Genomic DNA, 21,526 nt, shown 5'->3' on the forward strand with positions numbered 1-21,526 from the left:
CCAACAATTGTTGGGTTTTATATCAAAATATTAATGTTTTCTTATGCTAACATTGTTACAGGATTTTCCATATACGCTTTGAACGTTTGTAGGAATTGAGCACCTGTAGCACCATCAACTGTTCTGTGATCACAAGCCAATGTAACTGTCATTGTGTTACCAACAACAATCTGCCCGTTCTTAACCACTGGCTTTTCAACAATTGCACCAACAGATAAAATAGCTGAATTTGGTTGATTGATGATAGAAGTGAAAGATTGAATACCGAACATTCCTAAATTAGAAATTGTAAAAGTACTTCCTTCCATTTCAGCTGGCGTAATTTTCTTCGACTTCGCTTTACCAGCTAAATCTTTTACATTAGCACCAATTTGAGATAAACTCATTTGGTCTGTAAATTTCAATACAGGAACCATTAAACCGTCTTCAACTGCAACCGCTACACCAATATTCACATGGTGATTCAACACCATAGCATCTTCTCTCCATTGAGAATTTACTTGTGGATGTTTTTTCAATGCCATAGCTGAAGCCTTAATCACCATATCATTAAATGATACTTTTGTATCAGGCAAATTATTAATCATACCACGAGAAGCAATTGCATTATCCATATCCAACTCAATTGTTAGATAATAATGAGGTGCCGTAAATTTAGACTCTGCCAAACGACGCGCAATTGTTTTACGCATTTGCGAATTCTTAACTTCCTCTTGATAAACTTCACCAGCAGGCACAAATGGCTTAACTGCAGCTACAGCTTGCGATGCTTGAGCAACCGCTTCAACTGACGTACTTACTGCCGCAGCAGCTGGAGTAAAGTTTTCAACATCTGCTTTTATAATTCTTCCGTTCTCACCAGAACCTTTAACTTGTGACAAGTTAATTCCTTTATCTTGTGCTATTTTCTTTGCTAATGGAGAAGCTAAAATTCTACCTGTATTTGCAGAAGTTTCAATTACAGCAGAAGTTGAAGCTACAGGAGCAGCAGCAGCTGTTTCTTGAACTTCTTCCTTAACTTCTTGTTCACCGCCAACTTTAAAATTAGCTAGTATTGCAGCAACATCAGTTCCAGCTGGTCCTAAAATTGCTAAAATAGAATCAACAGGAGCAGTATCTCCTTCTTGAACACCTATATATAATAAAGTACCCGCATTGAATGATTCAAATTCCATTGTAGCTTTATCTGTTTCAATCTCAGCTAAAATATCACCTTCCGAAACAGTTTCTCCAACTTTCTTCAACCATGTTGCCACAGTACCTGTAGTCATAGTGTCACTCAAACGAGGCATTGTTACTACTTTCACGCCAGCAGGCATTGTAAAATCTGCAGCAGCAGCTTGTGTTTCAACAACCTCTGGTTGCGTCTCTACAGCAGCTACTGGAGCATTTCCTCCATTAATTAAAGCTGAAATGTCCTCACCTTCATTACCGATAATTGCTAACAAAGAATCTACAGCAGCTGTTTCACCTTCTTGAATTCCAATGTGTAATAAAGTACCTGCATTGAAAGACTCAAACTCCATAGTTGCTTTATCCGTTTCAATTTCTGCTAAAATATCGCCTTCATTAACTTTGTCTCCTACTTTTTTAAGCCATGTTGCTACGGTTCCTTCCGTCATAGTATCGCTCAAACGAGGCATTGTAATTACTGTTGCCATACTGCTTATAATTTATGAGGTAAAAATGGATAATTCTCTTGGTCGTAAACTACATCGTACATTACATTTAAGTCTGGGTATGGAGATTCTTCAGCAAATTTCTCACACTCTTCAACTAAATCTCTTACACGTTGATCCATAGCCTCAATTTCAGCTTCAGTCGCGTAGTTATTTTCTCTAATGATATCCAAAACTTGCGTAATTGGATCTATTTTTTTGTACTCTTCTACTTCTTCTTTTGTACGGTAATGTTGTGCATCAGACATAGAGTGACCTCTATAACGATACGTTTTCATTTCCAAGAAAGTTGGTCCATCACCACGACGCGCTCTTTCAATAGCTTCGTGCATTGCTTCAGCAACTTTAATAGGATTCATACCGTCAACAGGACCACATGGCATTTCGTAACCTAATCCTAATTTCCAGATATCTGTATGGTTTGCAGTACGCTCAACAGAAGTTCCCATTGCATAACCGTTGTTCTCAACAATAAACACAACTGGTAATTTCCAGTTCATTGCCATATTGAAAGTTTCATGTAATGATCCTTGACGTGCTGCCCCATCACCGAAATAAGTTAAGGTAACACCGCCAGTTTCAAAATATTTATCAGCAAAAGCCAAACCAGCTCCTAATGGAATTTGACCACCTACAATTCCGTGACCTCCATAAAAACCATGCTCTTTTGAAAAAATGTGCATAGAACCGCCAAGACCTTGAGAAGTTCCAGTAGCTTTACCTAACAATTCCGCCATAACTTTACGTGGATCCACACCCATACCAATTGGCTGTACGTGGTTACGATAAGCGGTAATCATTTTGTCTTTTGACAAATCCATTGCATGTAAGGCACCAGCTAGTACTGCTTCTTGACCGTTATATAAATGAAGAAATCCTCTTACTTTTTGTTGGATATATAAAGCAGCAAGTTTGTCTTCAAACTTTCTCCAGAACTGCATTTCTTCATACCATTTAAGGTAAATTTCTTTTGTTATTGGCTTCATTTGTTTGTTTGTTAAATTGAATTATTCCACAAAATACCATATTTCAAAACTTCGTAGAATTTTACAAAAAGCAAAAATACTACATACAATGCTATTGAAAAAATTAATTCTGATGATTTTTTTCTTTTTTCGTGATAATTATGCATTAATGCAAAGTTCTACAAATACTTTTTATCAAACAGTAAGGGCAAAATATTCTTCAATGAATCAGTTTTATATACTTCTCCTGTAGCTCCCATGAAAAATATCGCAATCGGCTCTTCTTGTTTCATTTCGTATTCAGCAATAGATTGACGACAAGCCCCACAAGGTGGTATCGGCACTTCCAATTCTTCATTTTCCGGAGAAGCAGAAATAAACATTTGCTTTATTTTACTATTAGGAAAGGCAGAACCCGCATGAAAAATTGCTACTCTTTCCGCACACAAACCTGATGGATAAGCAGCATTCTCTTGATTTGAGCCTGTAACAATTTTACCATTATCCAAAACCAAAGACACTCCAACTTTAAACTTAGAGTATGGCGCATAAGCCGTTTTTCGAACAGCAATTGCTTTTTGCATCATTTGCAATTCAAATTCAGATAATTCTTCAATTGAATTATAAACTGAAATCGTTGTTGTTATTGAAATTTGCTTCATAATAGAGGAAAAAAAATCCAAACTTGAAATTCAAATTTGGATTTTTATATTTTATTAAAATTCTTACTTTTTATAATTCATCATATGAATCACCAAAACTAAACGTCAAGGAAAAACGCAACGTGTTTTCTAATGGGTTTTTCACATTAGATGATGAAAACAAATACGACACATCAATCTTTGCAATGTTATATTTAAAACCAGCACCTAATGTAAAGTATTTACGAGCCCCTTTTACTTCACTTTCGTGAAAATAACCTGTACGCAAAGCAAATGAATCTTGATACCAGTACTCCGCTCCTAAAGCCCAAGTAAACTCTTTTAATTCTTCACTAAAGCCATCTGGTGCATCACCAAAAGATTTAAATATACCACTTACCCAACCAATACTTCTATAATTACTAAGTGCAATCGATTTATCATTGTCATCATTAACATCTCCATCGCCATCTTCATCACCTACTTTAGGAGGCGTCGGCACTAATAATTTTGTTACTTCTCCAGTAACGGCAATTTTATTGTAATCATCAAAAATAAAATCAAAGCCCGCTCCTAAACGTAAATTAGAAGGCAAGAAGTTATCATTATTCTCATCAAAATCATAACTAATTTTAGGTCCTAAATTTTGCAAATTAATACCCGCTCTCCAACGCCCATTAAAATCATCAAAAGCCATCTCTTCCGATTGGTAATACGCTGCTACATCTACTGCAAACGATGTTGCCGCGGTAGCATCAGTAGTCCCATCATTAATTTTTAAATTGGAACGAATAAAACGTCCTGCAACTGCCATTGCGAAACGCTCACTTAATTTCAAAGAGTATGAACCATCTAATGCAAACTCATTCGGACTAACTGTTGATAACTCGTCACCAATTTCATTAGTTAACTGAATATCACCTAATCCGAAATAACGAAAAGACCCCGCAAAAGCACTTCTCTCGTTAATTCTATTAAAATAAGAAAGTTGCCCTAAAGAAATGTCATTAGCAATACTTGACAAATAAGGAGTATAACTCATCGAAATACCCTGTTGTTCAAGCGAAAAGGCAAACTTAGCCGGATTATATTGTTGCGAATACGCATCCGCAGATGTTGCAACCCCCATATCTCCCATACCTGCTGATCGTGCATCAGCAGCAATTAATAAAAAAGGAACTCCTGTTGTTATTACTCTATCAACTTCCTGCGCCTTAACAAATTGTGATAAAACAGTCAGTGTTAACAATAATGCAATTTTTTTCATTCTTATTTTTTAATTATTTCACAAATATAATATTTTATTACAGTATTACAAGTTTCTCATATTTATGAGCAGTATCCCCCGTAGTAGTTGACCGCACCGTTAACTTGTACACATACACTCCTTTCCCGATTTTATCACCAAAATCATCGCGACCATCCCAAACCAGTTCTCTACTCAAAAAGCCATCTGTAACCACTTGTTGATTAATCGTTTTTACCAACTTACCCGTAACGGTAAGAATTTGAACCTGAACATCAAGCGGTTCAAAAGGCATATTGTGCGTAAACCAAAACTCTGTATAGCTTACAAAAGGATTTGGATAATTCAATACACGCTCCAAACGCAGTCCATCATCCGAACAAACTGCATTAAACTGAATTTCTGCAGTAACCAAATTGTTATAAACATCCCATGCTTTAACTAATATCGTATGAATACCTGGTTCTAAATCACGAAATGGAAAACGCAATTTCCCACTTGTATAATCATCTAAGTCTGTTTCATAATAATCATTCAACACATAAGGATTGGTTTCATCTCCATCAAGAATTGCTACAATATCATGCCCAATACCACTCGCTGTATTAATACCATTCTCATCTTGCAATTTAACTAATAATATTGGCGAACAGTTTGTCAACCCACCAGAAACAAAGTTTTCATCATTCATATACAATTGAATTGTTGGCGGAGTATTATCTTCAGCCGCATTGGTATTAACCCCTCCTACCTCAATTGACAAATCATACCCCGTTTGATCTTGCAAAGGATTAGTAGTTTTTGCATAAAAACTAATCTTACCGTTTCCAAGTGGAATTTTAATATCCTTAGGCACCACAAAACTAATTTCAAACTTTCCATTCACAACCGATGCATTTCCTCTGAAAATTGTCTCCCCTAACGTTTCAAAATCCATTGTAATTAATTGACCAGAACCATCTGTCTGACCATCATTCCCAAGAGTACTCCTATCAATATTTTTATCAAAAATCTGAATTGCTACATCTCCATTATAGTTTGTCATTAGATTACCAGATGCATCAACAACCTGCCCTTGTACCTTCATTAAATCTAAAGCCCTAAAAGGCGGCAAGGATTGACCAACCGGAACATCATTAACCGCAGTCAACACCACTTTTTGATTAGGTATTGCCAATTGCAATGCAGGATCTCCAACAAAAGAAATCACATATTTATTTATAAGATTAGTTTGAAGCTTCGTCAATCGTAACGCTTCTGAGACTGTAGGATAATCGTACGAACCATAAGCATACAATTTCTCACTAAACAAATCATTCATTATATTAGCAGTAGGAAAACTTAATTCTCGGGTTGTAGCAACCATAGCTATGGCACCTCCTTTCTTATTTAAATACATATATTCCCCACCAGAGATACTACCTGGATCATCAAAACGTGTGAAATCGCAAGTCATTGTAATAAATAAAGGATAGCGATGCTCATTTGTTAAATTTTGCGCATCTATTTTTTCAAACAATCGTTCCCGAGCCAAAGACTCTTCATTACCGTGTCCTAAATAATTTACTACTAAAGCCCCAGAAGCAATTGCATCTAAAAATTCATTTTTTGCTTCCGGATAACGCTCTCCTCCAGCTGCTACTTGCTGCACATACGCATCGGTATGAATTTTCTTTACATTAACAAATGGCTTTTGTACAACCATCAAATCAACCAAATCATTTAGCCAAACTTGCAAAATGGAATCCGTTTGAGTATCTGGATCATCCGAATAAGCGAGATAATTATTACGCCATCTTCCGTAAGAGTTTAAGGAATAATAATCAATTACTTTATCTACCATTTCACTTGCCTGCTGATGCGAAGACACTACCATTCGACCAACAGCAATATCAATACCATCATTTGCACTAAGCATCAAACCTTCATTATCATGCACTAAACCAAAAAAATCATCCGAACAAAAAGTAGTAGTCATTGACATATTACTTGGATTATTTGAGGTAGAGCTATACGGATTGAAGTAGTGAAAAATAGGTACTATATTCGAATTATTCGAAGTCCTATTTTTATAATCATACGAAGCATCACCAAAAAGATTCAAATACTTCACACTCGTAACACCCTCTACCGAAGCATTAAAATATACATATCGCACAAAATTACGAATCGCAGCCACATCTTGTTTACCAGACGAAAACTCTTGATAAATAGATTCCGTGGTTACCACTTTTACTTTTAAACCTGAATTTACACGATGAAAATTCGCCAAACGTTCCGCTTGTGATTTTAAAAAATCAGGTGTTATGATTAAATAATCAATATCTTGAAAAACACCCTGATTATTTAAAAATACAGTTCCTTTCAAATTTTGATTTACTACTCTTGCATTGGATTCTTTCAATGGCTCATAATAATCCAAGTCTTCTACTACAACATATTTTCTTTTCGTACCTAAATTAACTTTAAAAGAAAAGCTATTCTGCCCGTTATTAGGAAAACTAACAGCATTAGTAATATCAGTCACATCCCAAACTTGTTCAACTGAAGACGCATTAGATAAGACATATTGCCCTACACCTATATTATTTTGTTCTTCATTATTATAAAAAACAAACTGCTTACCAAAACCCAAAAGATTGCACTTTGCCTTGAGTTCAATAAAATCTAAATAACCGTTTGAACTTGGCACCCCTCCATTATTATATTTCAAATCAATAGAAATAGAAGAAGAAGACAAAGCAACAACAGTATCTTTTTGATTTTCATAACCAAAATTAGAACCAAAATTACCCAATGCATTAAAATTTACACTAGGACCAAGATTTTGACCATTAACCTCTATATTAAACGAACTATTCCCATAGGACGCAGAAGCCAAATTAATACGTAAACCCACAGGAACTGAAGTATCAATATTTGGAATAGTAAAAGAAAAGTTTTGCTGATTGTTTACTATAAACTGCTCTCCAAACCACCTTCTTCCCAATTTTCCAACATTAACCAAATCCTTTTCATAATAATAAACATAATCATATTGATTAAATGTAAGTGAAGGGCTTCCCGATGGTATTGTTGCATTCTGAATACGCTTACCAGCACCTCCTGAGCTTGTTACATAATAATAAGACTTATCATCATACAGATTAACACTTGTCAAACTCTCTTCATTCCACGTATCAACTCCTTCCGCATAAAACAAAATATAATCGGAATCATTAAAAACGCCATCATTTTCTCCAATAAACTGGATAGCATTCTCTTCCAAATCATCAGAATAAGGCAAACTATTTAATAATGGAAGCATTCTACCACCATTACCATATATCTTAATGTTACGTGGATCTGTATTAACATTAAAACCTAAACTTGCCAGAAACTGTTTGGTAACCTTGTAAACACCTGACTTCTCAACATAGAAACGGTACCAATCACCACTTGACAACACTGAATTATGAATTTGCTGAACAGAATTTCCGTTTTTATTTACATTGTATCTATAATTACACTTAACACGCAAGGAAACCACTCTTTTATATTGATTTCCCATTTTAACAATTGGAGAAAAAACAATATTTCCATACACATCAGTTCGCGCATATGAAGAGTTTACAGAAACATTTAAACTTTTTGAAACTTTACTCTTATCCAGATCATATAATAGGCCGTCATCTATATTTTGATAAACTACATTTTCAATCACTAAAGTTTTTTCATCAAAAAGGGCTTCTACAGGCAAAACCGTCGATGACAAAATACTCTTGTCCGAAAGGTTTAACGAAAAGGATTGGTCTTTAAAAAAAGGGTACACAAAAGATTCATCGTTCAATCTTTCTGTTTTAAAACCATCCCAATTCAATGTTATATCTTTTACAAATTGAGCCTGTAACATAGAACTCAGAAGTAAAACCAATATTATAGCAATCTTTTTCATTAAGAAATTAACGTGATTAGTATTTATATATTACAAAGAGAGAAAATTTATTTAATCTAATCTAATTTTTACAATAAAAAAAACATCTTATCGTTATATAATAGACGGTTTTAACAAAAAATTAATTTTTTTTAGAATTATTTAAAAACATGTTGCTTTTTAATTCATTATTATTATCTTGCGACACTAAATTTATTACCTGCTAAAGTATGAAAATTAAGAGAATTATGACTTTAAAATTGTTACTAGCACTTACGGTAACATTAGGTTTAACAAGCTGTAGCAAGAACACAGGAACAAAAGGTGGATCTAAGGCTACGGGTTGGAAAATCAATGACAAAAATGGTGGATTCCAGTACAACTCAAATTTCAAAAAACAAGAAACTCCTCCAGGAATGGTTCCTGTTGAGGGTGGTACGTTTACAATGGGTAAAGTACAGGATGACCCAATGCATGATTGGAACAACTCCCCAAATCAACAACATGTTCAATCATTTTTCATGGATGAGACAGAAGTTACTAATATAATGTACACAGAGTACTTATTTTGGTTAAAAACTGTATTCCCTCCAGAAGATGAGAACTACAAAAACATTTACACGGGTGCAATTCCAGATACATTAGTTTGGAGAAACCGTTTAGGTTACAACGAAACAATGACAAACAATTACTTAAGACACCCTGCTTATTCAGAGTATCCAGTAGTTGGAGTAAATTGGATCCAAGCTGTTGAGTTCAGTAAATGGAGAACTGATCGTGTGAACGAAAATATCTTAGAAAGAAACGGATACCTTAAAAAAGATGCTAAAATTAATTTTGGTGAAGAAGTAACTGCAGAGTCTACTTTCAGCACTGAAACTTACTTAGCTGCTCCAACGAAATCTTTCGGAGGTAATGAAGAAGTACTTCTTAAAAAAGAATTAAACGGTGGTAGAAAACAAGTTGCAGATGACGCTAAAAACGTTTACGCTCAAAGAAATTCTGGAATTATTTTACCAGAGTATAGGCTTCCAACAGAAGCAGAGTGGGAATATGCAGCAATTGCACTTGTTGGAAACAGAGAGTACAACATTTACAAAGGTCAAAAGAAATACCCTTGGAATGGTCAATACACTCGTTCTGGAAAAAGACAATACAGAGGAGACCAATTGGCGAACTTCAAACAAGGTAAAGGAGATTACGGAGGAGTTGCAGGATGGTCTGACGATGGTGCAGATATCACTAATAAAGTAAAAAGTTACCCTCCAAACGATTTTGGATTATATGATATGGCTGGTAACGTTGCAGAATGGGTTGCTGACGTTTACAGACCGATGGTTGATGACGAAGCTAATGACTTCAACTATTTTAGAGGTAACGTTTACATGAAAAACAAAATTGGTGAAGATGGAATTAGCGAAATTGTAATGACTGACAATGTAACTTACGACACTTTAAGTAACGGTAAAGTTATGGCTAGAAACTTCCCAGGTCAACTTGCTCAAGTACCAGTTGATGAAAATGAAACTTACTTAAGAACACAATTCTCAACTTCTGACAACAGAAACTACAGAGATGGTGATAGAGCTTCAACTCGTTACTTTAACTTTGGTTCATCTGACGAAGAAGAAGGTGATGGCGAAAAAGACGAAAAATACAGAATGTACGAGTCTCCAAAACACACTATTGATGTTGATAGTTTAGGTGCTATGGACAAAAAATACGACCGTACAAACATGGAGGCTGGAAAAAGAACAACTCTTGTTGATGATAACGTAAGAGTTTATAAAGGTGGTTCTTGGAGAGACAGAGCTTACTGGTTAGACCCAGCTTCTAGAAGATATTTCCCTCAGGATATGGCTACTGACTACATCGGATTCAGATGTGCAATGTCAAAAGTAGGTCCTAAGTCAAACAAAAAGACTCCAAGAGGAAATCCTAAATTCTAATCAAATTTATTTCATACTTTTAAAAAAGCCCTTTTACACAAAAGGGCTTTTTTTATTATCTTCGTTTTATGGAAATAAAAGATATTTACTCAAAATTCTTAGAGTGCAGCAGCGTTTGTACCGATACACGCAACATTACTCAAAACTCACTATTTATAGCCTTAAAAGGCGAAAAATTTGATGCCAACTCATTTGCTCAAGAAGCAATAAACAAAGGTGCTAAATATGCGATAATCGACAACCCAGAATATCAAATTGAAAATAAAACGCTTCTAATCGAAAACAGCTTAGAAACATTACAGGAACTTGCCAACTACCACAGAAAAAAACTCAATACAAGACTTATAGCTTTAACAGGAAGCAATGGCAAAACCACAACAAAAGAACTCATCAATGCAGTTCTTTCATCGAAATACAACACAATAGCCACAATTGGCAATTTAAACAACCACATTGGCGTACCCTTAACTTTATTGAGATTAACACCAAAAACTGAAATTGGCGTCATAGAGATGGGCGCAAACCATCAAAAAGAAATCGAATTTCTTTGTAATATAGCCCAACCCGATTTTGGGTATATCACGAATTTCGGAAAAGCACACTTAGAAGGTTTTGGCGGAACTGAAGGTGTTATAAAAGGAAAAAGCGAACTAATAACCTATCTGAAAGAAAACAATAAACTTGTTTTTATCAATTCAGATGATCCAATACAAAAAGAAAAAACAAAAGATTTAAACGTATTTAGTTTTTCAAAAAGCGACAAAGCTAATATAGAAATCAAAGAAGTAACTGCCAATCCAATGGTCAAAATTACTTTAACAAACACAACTATTGAATCCAATTTAATAGGAATTTATAATGCTACGAATATTAGCGCAGCTATAACAATCGGTAAGTACTTTGGTATTGAAGACCAAGAAATCAAAAAAGCTATCGAAAATTATCACCCAAACAATAACCGATCACAAATTCTTGTAAAGAATTCAAATAAAATTATTTTAGATGCTTATAATGCCAACCCAAGCAGCATGGAAGTAGCATTATTAAATTTCAATCAACTAAAAGAATCGAATAAAATAGCTATTTTAGGCGACATGTTTGAACTTGGCAACGAGAGTTATGACGAACATAAAAAAATTGTTTTAAGCCAAGAAAACAATCAAACAACAACCTTCTATTTCATCGGAAAAGAGTTCTACAAAAACAAAAACTCCTATAAACACTTTCATTTCTATGAGGATTTTGAATCATTTCAAAAAGAAATTACCCAAAAAAAAATACAAAACTCTTTTTTACTAGTTAAAGGTTCGAGAGGGATGGCACTAGAAAGAACATTGGATATATTATAAATAAAAAAAGCACTTCATAAGAAGTGCTTTTTTGTGGGCGATGAGGGGTTCGAACCCCCGACCCCCTCGGTGTAAACGAGGTGCTCTGAACCAGCTGAGCTAATCGCCCCAATAATTTTGCAGTACATATTTCGGTATTGCGAGTGCAAATATACACCGTTTAATTGAAATTACAAGCCTTTTTGAAAAAAATTAAACAATTTCAGCAACAACAAACGTACTTCCACCTACATAAATCGCATCATTTGAAGAAGCTGATTGCAAAGCTGTATCATAGGCCTCTTTCACAGAGGTATACACATCACCAAATAAATCATACTTTTTAGCTTCAGCACTTAAAATAGTTTCATCTAGTCCTCTTAAAACATTTGGTTTTGCAAAATAATATTTAGCATTTTTTGGAAAAAGAGGAAAAATATCATTTAAATTTTTATCATTAACTACTCCTAAAACTATATGTAAATTATCATATTTTACATTCTTCAATTGATTCATAACGATACTTAAACCATGTGCATTATGAGCAGTATCACATACAACAAAAGGGTGTTGATTTAAAATTTGCCAACGTCCAAGTAATCCTGTGTTTTTTACAACTTTCAATAATCCCCTGATAATCTGATCATTTGTAATAGAAAAATAAACTCTCAACATAGAAACAGCAGTCAAAACAGTATTCTTATTCGCCTCCTGATAATCACCTTTTAAATCAGACTCAAATGAAGGAAAAGATTTATCTTGTGCAAAGTGTATTTCAGCTAATTTTTCTGTAGCGATTCTCTCAAAAACAGGTTTAGTTTCTTCAACATACTCGCCTATTACGACAGGTACGTGACTTTTAATAATACCAGCCTTTTCAGTTGCAATTTCTTGCAAGCTATTACCTAAAAATTGTTGATGATCTAAGCCTATATTAGTAATAATAGACAAAATAGGGTCAATAACATTTGTGGAATCTAAACGACCACCCATACCTACCTCAAAAATTGCAACATCTACTTTTTGATTTGCGAAAAAAGAGAACGCTAAACCAGAAGTCATCTCAAAAAAACTTAAACTGTTAACTTCAAAGAAAGTTTTATTCTCTTCAACAAATGACACTACAAACTCTTTTGAAATTGGCTTACCATTAATTTTGATACGTTCTCTGAAATCTTTTAAATGTGGAGAAGTAAAAAGACCAACTTTATAACCTGCTTCTTGTAAAATTGAAGCTAACATAGAAGACGTAGACCCCTTACCATTAGTCCCAGCAATGTGAATTGACTTAAAATACCTATGTGGATTATTCAAATGATTACACAAAGCTAATGTGTTACTCAAATCAGCTTTATAGGCAATAGCACCTTTTGTTTGATACATAGGCAATTGGTTAAACAACCAATTTGTAGTCTCGATATAGTTCATAGCAGTAAACTTAAGGCTTTAATTTTCCAAACATTTAAAACAAATTTAAAAGTAGGGTATTATTAAATAAATTAACTACTAAGTTAAGAATTATTCTCCTAATTTGAAATTAACAACAACAAAACCAATTTGTGTTTCAGGAGCGTTGGCATCAGGTTGCCATTTGAATGTTTTTGCAGTTGCAATTGCAGGATTTACGAGACACGGATTAGTATTTGTAGTTCCTTGAGAACGTTCAGCACGTATAACTGTCCCTTGACGATTAACCCAGATTTTAACCACTACTTTACCTTCTTCGTTGCAGTCTTGCACTTTTTTACTATTACCAGAAAGTTTACGGCCAGCAAGTCCCCAACCGGTTCCATTTCCTAACCCAGTTCCATTTCCAGTTCCATTTCCATAAAAACTGTTTGCATAAAGACTACCAATAGGATCACCTTTATCACCGGGTAATCCGTCGTCACCATGTCCACCACTGCTTTGTCCATCAGTTTTAGGACCATTCAACAAAGCATCTAATGCACTACTAGTTTCTTTAGATGGTTTTGGCTTTTCAGGAGTAGGCTTTGGTGTCTCTTTTGGAGTCGATGTTTTAGGTTTTGGAATTTCTTTAGAAGGCGTTACAGTAACAGGCGAATCATCCTCTTGTGTTAATATTTCATCCTGTTGTGTTTTGACAGGAGTTTCAACTGGTGTTGGTTGTGGTGCCGTTTTTACAGGTTCAGTAGGCTGTACTTCTCCTTGCCCAACATCACTTGTTCCAAAATTAATAGCAATTCCATTTTCTGGAGGTGGATCCATATAGTTCAACCCCAAGAAAGTAAACAAAAGAAACAGCACTACAAATATCGCACTTGTAATGGCAAATGATTTTTTCTCTTCTTTTGTTTCTAAAAATTTCATACTACTATTTAGGGCTTACAGCCACTACCATTTTAATTCCATTACGGTAGGCTATATCCATAACATATACAACTTTCTCGTGTGGAACAGATTTTTCAGCTCTTAAAACAATTGCCTTATTGGTTTCGTTATTCAATAAAGCTAACAATTGAGTTTCTAAAGTTGCTTCTGCTACTTCGTCTTTATCTATAAAAAAATGCAAATCTTTATCTATACTTACCGATAAACTTTTGTTACTATCTGTTTTCCCTTTTCCTTTTGGCAAAACTAAATCCAAAGCATTTGTAGTAACCATAGTAGAAGTAAGCATAAAAAATATAAGCAACAAGAAAACTATGTCGGTCATTGACGACATATTAAACTCTGTTGATACTTTATTTCCCCCTTTACCTATTTTCATTATACTGGCTCGTTTAACAAGTCTAAGAATTCAACTGCATTAGCTTCCATTTGGTTCACTACTTTATTGGTTTTTACCACTAAGTGATTGTATCCAATATAAGCTACAATACCAACTATAAGACCTACCACTGTAGTAGTCATTGCAGTATAAATACCTTCCGCTAAAGCACCAACTTCAATCTGACCGCCTCCGCTCGCCATTTTATGAAAAGCAAGAATCATACCAAGTACAGTTCCTAAGAATCCAATCATAGGACCAGCTCCAGAAATAGTAGCCAGCATACTAGTATTTTTCTCTAACTTGTAAAGTTCTAGGTTACCAGCATTTTCTATAGCTGTGTTTATATCTTCAAGTGGTTTGCCAATTCTTGAAATCCCTTTCTCAATCAAACGTGCTACTGGTGAGTTGGATTGCGCACACAACATTTTAGCTGCATCAATTTTACCCGATACTATATTCATTTTTATATTATTCATGAAATTAGCATCAATTTTACTTGCTTTATTTATGGCCATAATACGCTCAAAATATAAAAACAAAGCGAAAAACAATAAAACGAAAAGCACTAAAATAATGGCTTGACCACCAATACCGCCACTAGTTAACAATTCCCAGACTGATAATGTTTTTTCAACCGGTTGATCCTCTGTCAACACTTCATTAGCAACTGCTAAACTATCCACTTGAAGAAATAAACTCATATTATATTTATAGTTTTTTTATAGTAACGAAATTATACTTTAAAAATTGTTAAGCTGCATTCAAAAGTAAATCCCTTATGATTACAAAACCAACTCCACCAGCTAAAAAGCCAACTAAGGCTAACCAACCGATTTTTTTCAGATACCAGAAGAAGTCAATTTTTTCCATTCCCATGGCTACAACTCCTGCTGCAGAACCAATGATTAACATACTTCCTCCTGTCCCTGCTGCATAAGCTATAAAATGCCATGCTGGTTCATCCATACCAATTTGAAACATACCGATACTTGCTGCTACCAATGGTACATTATCAATAACTGCAGAACCTGCACCTAATAATAAAACCACTAAGTCTGAAATTTTTGTAGAATGGTGTTCAGTTCCTAAATTAGGCACACTCGATTCTAAAATTCCAGCAAAGTCAAACAACATACCTAAAGACTCTAATGCCGCAACAGCCATTAAAATACCTAAGAAAAATAAAATACTTGGCATCTCAATTTTTGATAAAGACTTGTGCACTGGACTATGGTGTACAGCTGCTCCATCAGTTCCTGAAGTAGCACTACCAATACTAAATTTACGATTGCTCAAAAACTCAGCCACTGCAGCAACAACTGCTAACGACAACATCATACCCATATATGGAGGTAAATGAGTAGCAGTTTTAAAAACAGGCACAAAAAGGATTGAACCTAAACCCAAATAAAACATCAAGCTGCTATATTTAGGAGGAGTTGCTTCAGCTGAAGCATCAGATTCAATGTTCCCTTTAAATACTTTCATACGAGATGCAATAAACGTAGGCACAGCATAACAAAGTATAGAAGGCACTAAAACATGCTCTATTAATTGTGCAGCAGATACTTTATTCGCAATCCACAGCATTGTAGTGGTAACATCTCCAATTGGAGACCACGCACCACCAGCATTTGCAGCAATTACAATAAGACCCGCATACCACAATCTTACTTCTTTATCTTTTACTATTTTTTGTAAAATGGTAATCAATACAATAGTAGCCGTTAAGTTATCGATAATTGCAGATAAAACGAATGCTAAAGTGGTAAACAACCACAACAAACGTGCTTTACTTTTTGTTTTAACAAAAGATTTAATTGTTGCAAATCCATCAAAATAATCAATGATTTCAACAATAGTCATTGCACCCATTAAGAAAACTAAAATCTCAGCAGTTTTACCAAGATGATGTAACAATACACCCTCTAAATGATGTGCTTCCTTTCCAATACCTGGAATAATTTCAAAAACTTCTAAATGATTTAGTGCAATTAAAGCCCATAAAATTGCCATCATCCCTAAAGCAGGAATTAACTTATCAATTTTAAAAGTATGCTCGAGAGCAATTCCTAAATAACCTAAAACAAAGACTAATATTAATATTGTTTCCATCTACTTTATTTAAACTAGTTGTTTCAATGCGATTTCAAAAGCTCTAGCACTGATGTTTTTCTTATCAGTATCTAAATCGTAAACTTTTTGAATTGCATTTTTGATAATGTTTGAAGTATCAGAGAAAATAGACTCATCTGTCATTTGAACTTTTTTCTCCATGAAGTAAGCAAAAACACGTGCCATACCACAGTTTGCAATAAAGTCTGGTAATAAACTTACTTTTTTATCTGTTGCTTCCATAATTGGACCGAAGAAAATTTCTTTATCAGCAAATGGAACGTTTGCACCACTTGAAATAACTTCTAAACCAGAAGCAATCATTTGGTCAACTTGAGCTTGTGTTACTAAACGAGAAGCAGCACATGGCGCAAAAATTTGTGCATTAATAGACCAAATTCTTTCGTTAATTTCTTCAAAAGGAATCATATTATCCGTAACTAACTTATTACCATCTTTGTTTAAGAACAAGTTTGTAATTTCTTCAAAAGAGAAACCTTCTTCATTAATAAGACCACCATCTCTATCGATAATACCTACAACTTTAGCTCCCATCTGTGCAAGATAAAAAGCAGCAGCAGATCCAACATTACCGAAACCTTGAACAATTGCTTTTTTCCCTTTTACATCACCACCAAAAATTGAATAATAATGACGAACCGCTTCTGCAACACCATAACCTGTAATCATATCAGCTACAGTATATTTACGATCTACATTTGGAGAGAAAATTGGATTTTCAATTACTTTAACAACACCTTGACGTAATTGTCCAATTCTATTAATTTTATCAGCTTCAGTTGGTTTAAAATGTCCGTTAAATACACCTTCTTGTGGATGCCAAACACCACAATCCTCAGTCATTGGGATAACTTCATGAATTTCATCAACATTCAAATCTCCACCTGTACCATAATAATTCTTTAATAAAGGAGATACAGCTTGATACCATCTTTTTAATACACCTTCTTTACGAGGGTCATTTGGATCAAAATTAATCCCAGATTTAGCACCACCAATAGCTGGTCCAGAAACCGAAAACTTAACCTCCATAGTCTTAGCCAAAGACAAGACCTCATTCATATCTAAACCTTTACGCATACGAGTTCCACCTCCTGCAGCACCACCTCTTAATGAGTTAATTACTGTCCATCCCTCTGCTTCAGTTTCTTGATCTTTCCAGTTGAAAACAATTTCTGGCTCTTTATTTTCGAATTTTTTTAATAAATCTTTCATTATAATTTGTTCATTATTTTTTAAATCCCACAAATATACACAATCTTGATAAACCTAAAGATTTTACAAAATGTTTTTTAACGCGTTAAAAATTTAGTTTTTGTAGATAAATCCCGAAGAATGATCCTTTACTGCACCTGTCACAGAACACAATACATTGGGCTCATTCCGCAATTTTAAAACTCCTAAAAAACCAAAAATTAAGGCTTCTTTATACTGAATAATCGTATCATTTGGCACCACAACTTCCGTGTTAATTAACAATTTCTTAATGTGCTCCATTAAGAAAGCATTATAAGCCCCCCCACCTGTCACCAACATTTTGGAAGAAACATCTGGCAAAACATTTTTGATTTGAAAGGCTATATGTTCAACAAAAGTGTGCATCTTATCAAAATCTGATATGGAATAGGATTCCAGTATCGGCAGAATAGTATCTTGAACAAATTCAATACCTAAAGATTTCGGGAAAGTCTGGTTATAAAAATTGATTTCATTTAACGCTTCTAATAGCTCAAAATTAGTTTGACCACTTCTTGCCATTTCTCCTTTATCATCGTAATCAAAACCAAGTCGGTTTGCATAAAAATTCAGAACCGTATTCACTGGAGAAATATCATAAGCAATCCTATTTCCGTCAAACTCATATGAAATATTAGAAAAACCACCCAAATTCAAACAATACTCGTAATCCGAAAACAGCAATCTATCCCCAATTGGGACGAGTGGCGCACCTTGCCCCCCCAACTCAACATCTTGCACTCTAAAATCACACACTACATTTTGATTGATGAGTTGCGCTAAAATGGGTAAATTCCCTATTTGCAATGTAAAACCATTAGAAGGTTGATGCAAAATAGTATGTCCATGACTACAAACTGCATCAAGTCCTTGAATTTTATTATCTGTTACAAATTGAGAAATAATATCCGCCAACAATTTGGTGTAAGATTCATTTAATTGAACCAATTCAGTTGTGCTAAAATTGACGGCATTTTTTAATTGATGCAACCAATAATCAGAATAGGCTACAGTAGTTGCTCTTAAAATTTCAAAATGCCATTTATCGGAAGTGTAAAAAAAAGAAAGATGTGCTAAGTCTACACCATCCAAAGAAGTGCCCGACATCACGCCAATTACCTGATAACTATCTTTAAACATGGGTTAAAAATACAAATTGTTATTGAAAATATCCCAAGAAATAACTACATTTGGGCACTTATTTTAAAAATTACACAAACATTTTATTTAAAAAATATGGATTTTAAATTAACCGAAGAGCAGTTAATGATTCAACAAGCAGCAAGAGACTTTGCTCAAGCCGAATTATTACCAGGTGTTATCGAAAGAGATGAAGAATCGAAATTTCCAGCGGAGCAAGTAAAAATGATGGCGGAGCTAGGATTTTTAGGAATGATGGTTGACCCAAAATACGGTGGTGCAGGCTTAGACAGCGTTTCGTATGTGTTAGCTATGGAAGAAATTGCTAAAGTTGACGCTTCCGCAGCTGTTATCATGTCAGTAAACAACTCTTTAGTTTGTGCTGGAATTGAAAAATACTGTAACGAAGAACAAAAACAAAAATATTTAGTTCCATTAGCAAAAGGAGAAGTAATCGGTGCTTTCTGTTTGTCTGAGCCAGAAGCTGGTTCTGATGCTACATCACAAAAAACTACTGCAATTGACATGGGTGACCACTATTTGTTAAACGGTACTAAAAACTGGATTACAAATGGAGGAACTGCTTCTACTTATATTGTAATTGCTCAAACAGATGTAGAAAAAGGACACAAAGGAATCAATGCTTTCTTAGTAGAAAAAGGTTGGGAAGGTTTCTCAATTGGACCTAAAGAAAAGAAAATGGGAATCAGAGGATCTGATACACATTCATTAATGTTCTCTGATGTAAAAGTTCCAAAAGAAAACAGAATTGGTGAAGACGGTTTCGGATTTACATTTGCAATGAATGTATTAAACGGAGGTAGAATCGGTATTGCTTCTCAAGCTTTAGGTATTGCTCAAGGTGCTTATGAATTAGCTTTGAAATATGCACAAGAACGTGTTGCATTCAAAAAACCAATTATCCAACACCAAGCTATTGCATTTAAATTAGCCGATATGCATGTCCAAATCACTGCAGCTCGTTTGTTATGTATGAAAGCAGCTTCTGAAAAAGATGCTGGTCAAGACATCTCTCACTCTGGAGCTATGGCAAAATTATTCGCTTCAGAAACAGCGATGAATACAACTGTAGAAGCGGTTCAAATTCATGGAGGAAATGGCTATGTAAGCGAATATCATGTTGAGCGTATGATGCGTGATGCTAAAATCACTCAGATTTATGAAGGAACTTCAGAAATCCAAAGAATTGTAATTTCTAGAGGTTTAGTTAAATAAACCATCTTTCAAATACTTTTAAAAAGGGCTCATCATTATTGTTGAGCCCTTTCTTTTTTCAATATCTTTATAATAACAAAAGATAAAAACATGCTATTTGATGAATGGTCTTCAAAATTAGACCCCATACTAAAAAAATACTTTGGAAGAAAACATCCGTTAAATTATCAGGACACCTATCAACTATTGATTATGGTTCTATTGTCTGCCCAAGATTCAGATAATAACATTAACAAAATCTCACACGCATTCTTTGATAGATACCCAACACTAAACAGCATTGTTACATCAAATATTCAAGAATTAAGTTCTTATTTAAGCACAGTAACAAACTACCAGAACAAAACGAAATGGATACACGAAATAGCACTATCAATTCAAAATGAAACGCTGATACCATTAAACATGAAAGACCTCTTAAACCTCTAAGGAATTGGTCGCAAATCGGCAAATACTATATTACGTGAATCTAAACAAACCTCGGAAGGAATAATTGTAGACCTTCACGTACTACGAGTAGCACCAAGGATAGGATTAGTCAATGCAACCGAAGATGCAAATAAAATAGAAAAGCAATTAATGCAATTATTACCAACAAATATTTGGGGAGAAATTGGAATGGCCATTTCATTTTTAGGAAGAGAAACTTGTAGACCTAGAAATCCCAAATGCGAAGAATGCCCAATAAGTCAACATTGCAATTACTACAAGAATAGTTAGTAAGTGATGATTAAACTGAAACTAATTAATACCTAATCTCAGTACTCACAAAAAGCTACAAAACAAAAAAACTCCAGTTTGCTAATTGCTAACTGAAGTTTTTAGTACTCAAGGCGGGACTTGAACCCGCACGGACATTACTGCCCACTGGATTTTAAGTCCAGCGTGTCTACCAATTCCACCACTCGAGCATGGTGTGGTACCTCCAGGAATCGAACCAGGGACACACGGATTTTCAGTCCGTTGCTCTACCAACTGAGCTAAGGTACCATTAATCTTTAAAAGATCAAAGTTTTATAAAAAAAGCCCAACATATGTTGATGAAGGGCTTTTCTAAAAGAAAGGCGGCGACATACTCTCCCACAGGACTGCAGTACCATCTGCGCAAGCGGGCTTAACTTCTCTGTTCGGAATGGGAAGAGGTGAGCCCCGCCGCAATAACCACCTTAAAAGGTTAAATTGCTTTAGGCAATTTTTCAAGTAGTAATCAAAACCCTTGGGTTTAACTATACATTGAACAATATCTTAACATACTGAGAAAAGTAAATAAATTTAGAAAGTTTACCCCTCCCACATATAGTGGGAGGAATCGTGTACATAAGC

Annotated in this window: 17 protein-coding genes, 3 tRNA genes and 1 rRNA gene; 5 read left to right on the top strand and 16 right to left on the bottom strand. The window is 34.7% G+C overall.

Annotated elements, in window-relative coordinates:
* Nucleotides 1-41: 41 nt before the first annotated feature.
* The 5 genes from ACFS5J_RS03835 to porU all read right to left on the bottom strand — a co-directional run bounded on the left by ACFS5J_RS03835 (nucleotide 42) and on the right by porU (nucleotide 8,465).
* Complete coding sequence (locus tag ACFS5J_RS03835) at nucleotides 42-1,661, bottom strand: 2-oxo acid dehydrogenase subunit E2 (protein WP_379810686.1); 1,620 nt, start codon at nucleotides 1,659-1,661, stop codon at nucleotides 42-44.
* A gap of 5 nt (nucleotides 1,662-1,666) precedes the next feature.
* Nucleotides 1,667-2,665 (bottom strand): pyruvate dehydrogenase (acetyl-transferring) E1 component subunit alpha, encoded by a 999-nt coding sequence (gene pdhA, locus ACFS5J_RS03840; RefSeq protein WP_379810687.1) that lies wholly within the window; start codon nucleotides 2,663-2,665, stop codon nucleotides 1,667-1,669.
* Nucleotides 2,666-2,823: 158 nt separating this feature from the next.
* Entirely contained in the window at nucleotides 2,824-3,306 is a 483-nt protein-coding gene (locus ACFS5J_RS03845; RefSeq protein WP_379810688.1) for a cytidine deaminase, read from the bottom strand.
* A gap of 70 nt (nucleotides 3,307-3,376) precedes the next feature.
* Nucleotides 3,377-4,552 (bottom strand): type IX secretion system outer membrane channel protein PorV, encoded by a 1,176-nt coding sequence (porV, locus tag ACFS5J_RS03850; RefSeq protein ID WP_379810689.1) that lies wholly within the window; start codon nucleotides 4,550-4,552, stop codon nucleotides 3,377-3,379.
* A 37-nt stretch (nucleotides 4,553-4,589) separates the two neighbouring features.
* On the bottom strand, nucleotides 4,590-8,465 hold the full coding sequence (gene porU / locus ACFS5J_RS03855) for a type IX secretion system sortase PorU (RefSeq protein WP_379810690.1): 3,876 nt from the start codon (nucleotides 8,463-8,465) through the stop codon (nucleotides 4,590-4,592).
* A gap of 209 nt (nucleotides 8,466-8,674) precedes the next feature.
* On the opposite strand from porU, the gene gldJ reads away from it, so the two are divergent.
* Both gldJ and ACFS5J_RS03865 read left to right on the top strand, forming a co-directional pair.
* Nucleotides 8,675-10,393, top strand: a complete 1,719-nt coding sequence (gene gldJ, locus ACFS5J_RS03860) for a gliding motility lipoprotein GldJ (RefSeq protein WP_379810691.1) — start codon at nucleotides 8,675-8,677, stop codon at nucleotides 10,391-10,393.
* A 68-nt stretch (nucleotides 10,394-10,461) separates the two neighbouring features.
* On the top strand, nucleotides 10,462-11,742 hold the full coding sequence (locus ACFS5J_RS03865; RefSeq protein ID WP_379810692.1) for a UDP-N-acetylmuramoyl-tripeptide--D-alanyl-D-alanine ligase: 1,281 nt from the start codon (nucleotides 10,462-10,464) through the stop codon (nucleotides 11,740-11,742).
* A gap of 34 nt (nucleotides 11,743-11,776) precedes the next feature.
* Here ACFS5J_RS03865 and ACFS5J_RS03870 read toward each other — a convergent pair.
* The 8 genes from ACFS5J_RS03870 to ACFS5J_RS03905 form a co-directional block, all read right to left on the bottom strand.
* Nucleotides 11,777-11,851, bottom strand: a tRNA-Val gene (locus ACFS5J_RS03870).
* 83 nt (nucleotides 11,852-11,934) lie between these two features.
* Complete coding sequence (locus ACFS5J_RS03875; protein ID WP_379810693.1) at nucleotides 11,935-13,149, bottom strand: bifunctional folylpolyglutamate synthase/dihydrofolate synthase; 1,215 nt, start codon at nucleotides 13,147-13,149, stop codon at nucleotides 11,935-11,937.
* A gap of 90 nt (nucleotides 13,150-13,239) precedes the next feature.
* Nucleotides 13,240-14,052 (bottom strand): energy transducer TonB, encoded by an 813-nt coding sequence (locus ACFS5J_RS03880; protein WP_379810694.1) that lies wholly within the window; start codon nucleotides 14,050-14,052, stop codon nucleotides 13,240-13,242.
* Nucleotides 14,053-14,056: 4 nt separating this feature from the next.
* Nucleotides 14,057-14,452, bottom strand: coding sequence for an ExbD/TolR family protein (locus ACFS5J_RS03885; protein WP_379810695.1), 396 nt, complete (start codon nucleotides 14,450-14,452; stop codon nucleotides 14,057-14,059).
* Nucleotides 14,452-15,156 (bottom strand): MotA/TolQ/ExbB proton channel family protein, encoded by a 705-nt coding sequence (locus ACFS5J_RS03890; protein ID WP_379810696.1) that lies wholly within the window; start codon nucleotides 15,154-15,156, stop codon nucleotides 14,452-14,454. The genes ACFS5J_RS03885 and ACFS5J_RS03890 overlap by 1 nt, the downstream gene beginning before the upstream one ends.
* A gap of 49 nt (nucleotides 15,157-15,205) precedes the next feature.
* Complete coding sequence (gene nhaD / locus ACFS5J_RS03895) at nucleotides 15,206-16,570, bottom strand: sodium:proton antiporter NhaD (protein WP_379810697.1); 1,365 nt, start codon at nucleotides 16,568-16,570, stop codon at nucleotides 15,206-15,208.
* Between the two features lie 9 nt (nucleotides 16,571-16,579).
* The gene (locus ACFS5J_RS03900) at nucleotides 16,580-17,806 is read right to left on the bottom strand and encodes a Glu/Leu/Phe/Val dehydrogenase dimerization domain-containing protein (RefSeq protein WP_379810700.1); all 1,227 of its coding nucleotides are present in this window, start codon (nucleotides 17,804-17,806) and stop codon (nucleotides 16,580-16,582) included.
* Nucleotides 17,807-17,899: 93 nt separating this feature from the next.
* The gene (locus tag ACFS5J_RS03905) at nucleotides 17,900-18,967 is read right to left on the bottom strand and encodes an anhydro-N-acetylmuramic acid kinase (protein WP_379810701.1); all 1,068 of its coding nucleotides are present in this window, start codon (nucleotides 18,965-18,967) and stop codon (nucleotides 17,900-17,902) included.
* Nucleotides 18,968-19,063: 96 nt separating this feature from the next.
* Between ACFS5J_RS03905 and ACFS5J_RS03910 the strand changes: the two genes are divergently transcribed.
* The 3 genes from ACFS5J_RS03910 to ACFS5J_RS03920 all read left to right on the top strand — a co-directional run bounded on the left by ACFS5J_RS03910 (nucleotide 19,064) and on the right by ACFS5J_RS03920 (nucleotide 20,923).
* Nucleotides 19,064-20,203 (top strand): acyl-CoA dehydrogenase, encoded by a 1,140-nt coding sequence (locus ACFS5J_RS03910; protein WP_379810702.1) that lies wholly within the window; start codon nucleotides 19,064-19,066, stop codon nucleotides 20,201-20,203.
* Between the two features lie 192 nt (nucleotides 20,204-20,395).
* The gene (locus ACFS5J_RS03915) at nucleotides 20,396-20,632 is read left to right on the top strand and encodes a hypothetical protein (protein ID WP_379810711.1); all 237 of its coding nucleotides are present in this window, start codon (nucleotides 20,396-20,398) and stop codon (nucleotides 20,630-20,632) included.
* A 189-nt stretch (nucleotides 20,633-20,821) separates the two neighbouring features.
* Nucleotides 20,822-20,923 carry a hypothetical protein gene (locus ACFS5J_RS03920; protein ID WP_379810712.1) on the top strand — a complete coding sequence of 34 codons (102 nt, stop codon included), beginning with the start codon at nucleotides 20,822-20,824 and terminating at the stop codon, nucleotides 20,921-20,923.
* Nucleotides 20,924-21,028: 105 nt separating this feature from the next.
* Here ACFS5J_RS03920 and ACFS5J_RS03925 read toward each other — a convergent pair.
* The 3 genes from ACFS5J_RS03925 to rrf form a co-directional block, all read right to left on the bottom strand.
* A tRNA-Leu gene (locus ACFS5J_RS03925) sits at nucleotides 21,029-21,114 on the bottom strand.
* Nucleotides 21,115-21,120: 6 nt separating this feature from the next.
* A tRNA-Phe gene (locus ACFS5J_RS03930) sits at nucleotides 21,121-21,193 on the bottom strand.
* A gap of 69 nt (nucleotides 21,194-21,262) precedes the next feature.
* Nucleotides 21,263-21,372: ribosomal RNA gene (rrf, locus tag ACFS5J_RS03935) — 5S ribosomal RNA — on the bottom strand.
* Nucleotides 21,373-21,526 lie beyond the last annotated feature (154 nt).

The organism is Flavobacterium chuncheonense, from assembly GCF_042686145.1.
Lineage (GTDB): Bacteria > Bacteroidota > Bacteroidia > Flavobacteriales > Flavobacteriaceae > Flavobacterium > Flavobacterium chuncheonense.

Coding starts and splice junctions, on each gene's coding strand:
- ACFS5J_RS03865 (WP_379810692.1), top strand. CDS start 10,462: ATGGAAATAAAAGATATTTACTCAAAATTCTTAGAGTGCAGCAGCGTT.
- ACFS5J_RS03900 (WP_379810700.1), bottom strand. CDS start 17,806: ATGAAAGATTTATTAAAAAAATTCGAAAATAAAGAGCCAGAAATTGTT.
- ACFS5J_RS03915 (WP_379810711.1), top strand. CDS start 20,396: ATGGTTCTATTGTCTGCCCAAGATTCAGATAATAACATTAACAAAATC.
- ACFS5J_RS03890 (WP_379810696.1), bottom strand. CDS start 15,156: ATGAGTTTATTTCTTCAAGTGGATAGTTTAGCAGTTGCTAATGAAGTG.
- ACFS5J_RS03875 (WP_379810693.1), bottom strand. CDS start 13,149: ATGAACTATATCGAGACTACAAATTGGTTGTTTAACCAATTGCCTATG.
- nhaD (WP_379810697.1), bottom strand. CDS start 16,570: ATGGAAACAATATTAATATTAGTCTTTGTTTTAGGTTATTTAGGAATT.
- pdhA (WP_379810687.1), bottom strand. CDS start 2,665: ATGAAGCCAATAACAAAAGAAATTTACCTTAAATGGTATGAAGAAATG.
- ACFS5J_RS03905 (WP_379810701.1), bottom strand. CDS start 18,967: ATGTTTAAAGATAGTTATCAGGTAATTGGCGTGATGTCGGGCACTTCT.
- ACFS5J_RS03835 (WP_379810686.1), bottom strand. CDS start 1,661: ATGGCAACAGTAATTACAATGCCTCGTTTGAGCGATACTATGACGGAA.
- porV (WP_379810689.1), bottom strand. CDS start 4,552: ATGAAAAAAATTGCATTATTGTTAACACTGACTGTTTTATCACAATTT.
- ACFS5J_RS03910 (WP_379810702.1), top strand. CDS start 19,064: ATGGATTTTAAATTAACCGAAGAGCAGTTAATGATTCAACAAGCAGCA.
- ACFS5J_RS03885 (WP_379810695.1), bottom strand. CDS start 14,452: ATGAAAATAGGTAAAGGGGGAAATAAAGTATCAACAGAGTTTAATATG.
- gldJ (WP_379810691.1), top strand. CDS start 8,675: ATGAAAATTAAGAGAATTATGACTTTAAAATTGTTACTAGCACTTACG.
- porU (WP_379810690.1), bottom strand. CDS start 8,465: ATGAAAAAGATTGCTATAATATTGGTTTTACTTCTGAGTTCTATGTTA.
- ACFS5J_RS03845 (WP_379810688.1), bottom strand. CDS start 3,306: ATGAAGCAAATTTCAATAACAACAACGATTTCAGTTTATAATTCAATT.
- ACFS5J_RS03880 (WP_379810694.1), bottom strand. CDS start 14,052: ATGAAATTTTTAGAAACAAAAGAAGAGAAAAAATCATTTGCCATTACA.
- ACFS5J_RS03920 (WP_379810712.1), top strand. CDS start 20,822: ATGGCCATTTCATTTTTAGGAAGAGAAACTTGTAGACCTAGAAATCCC.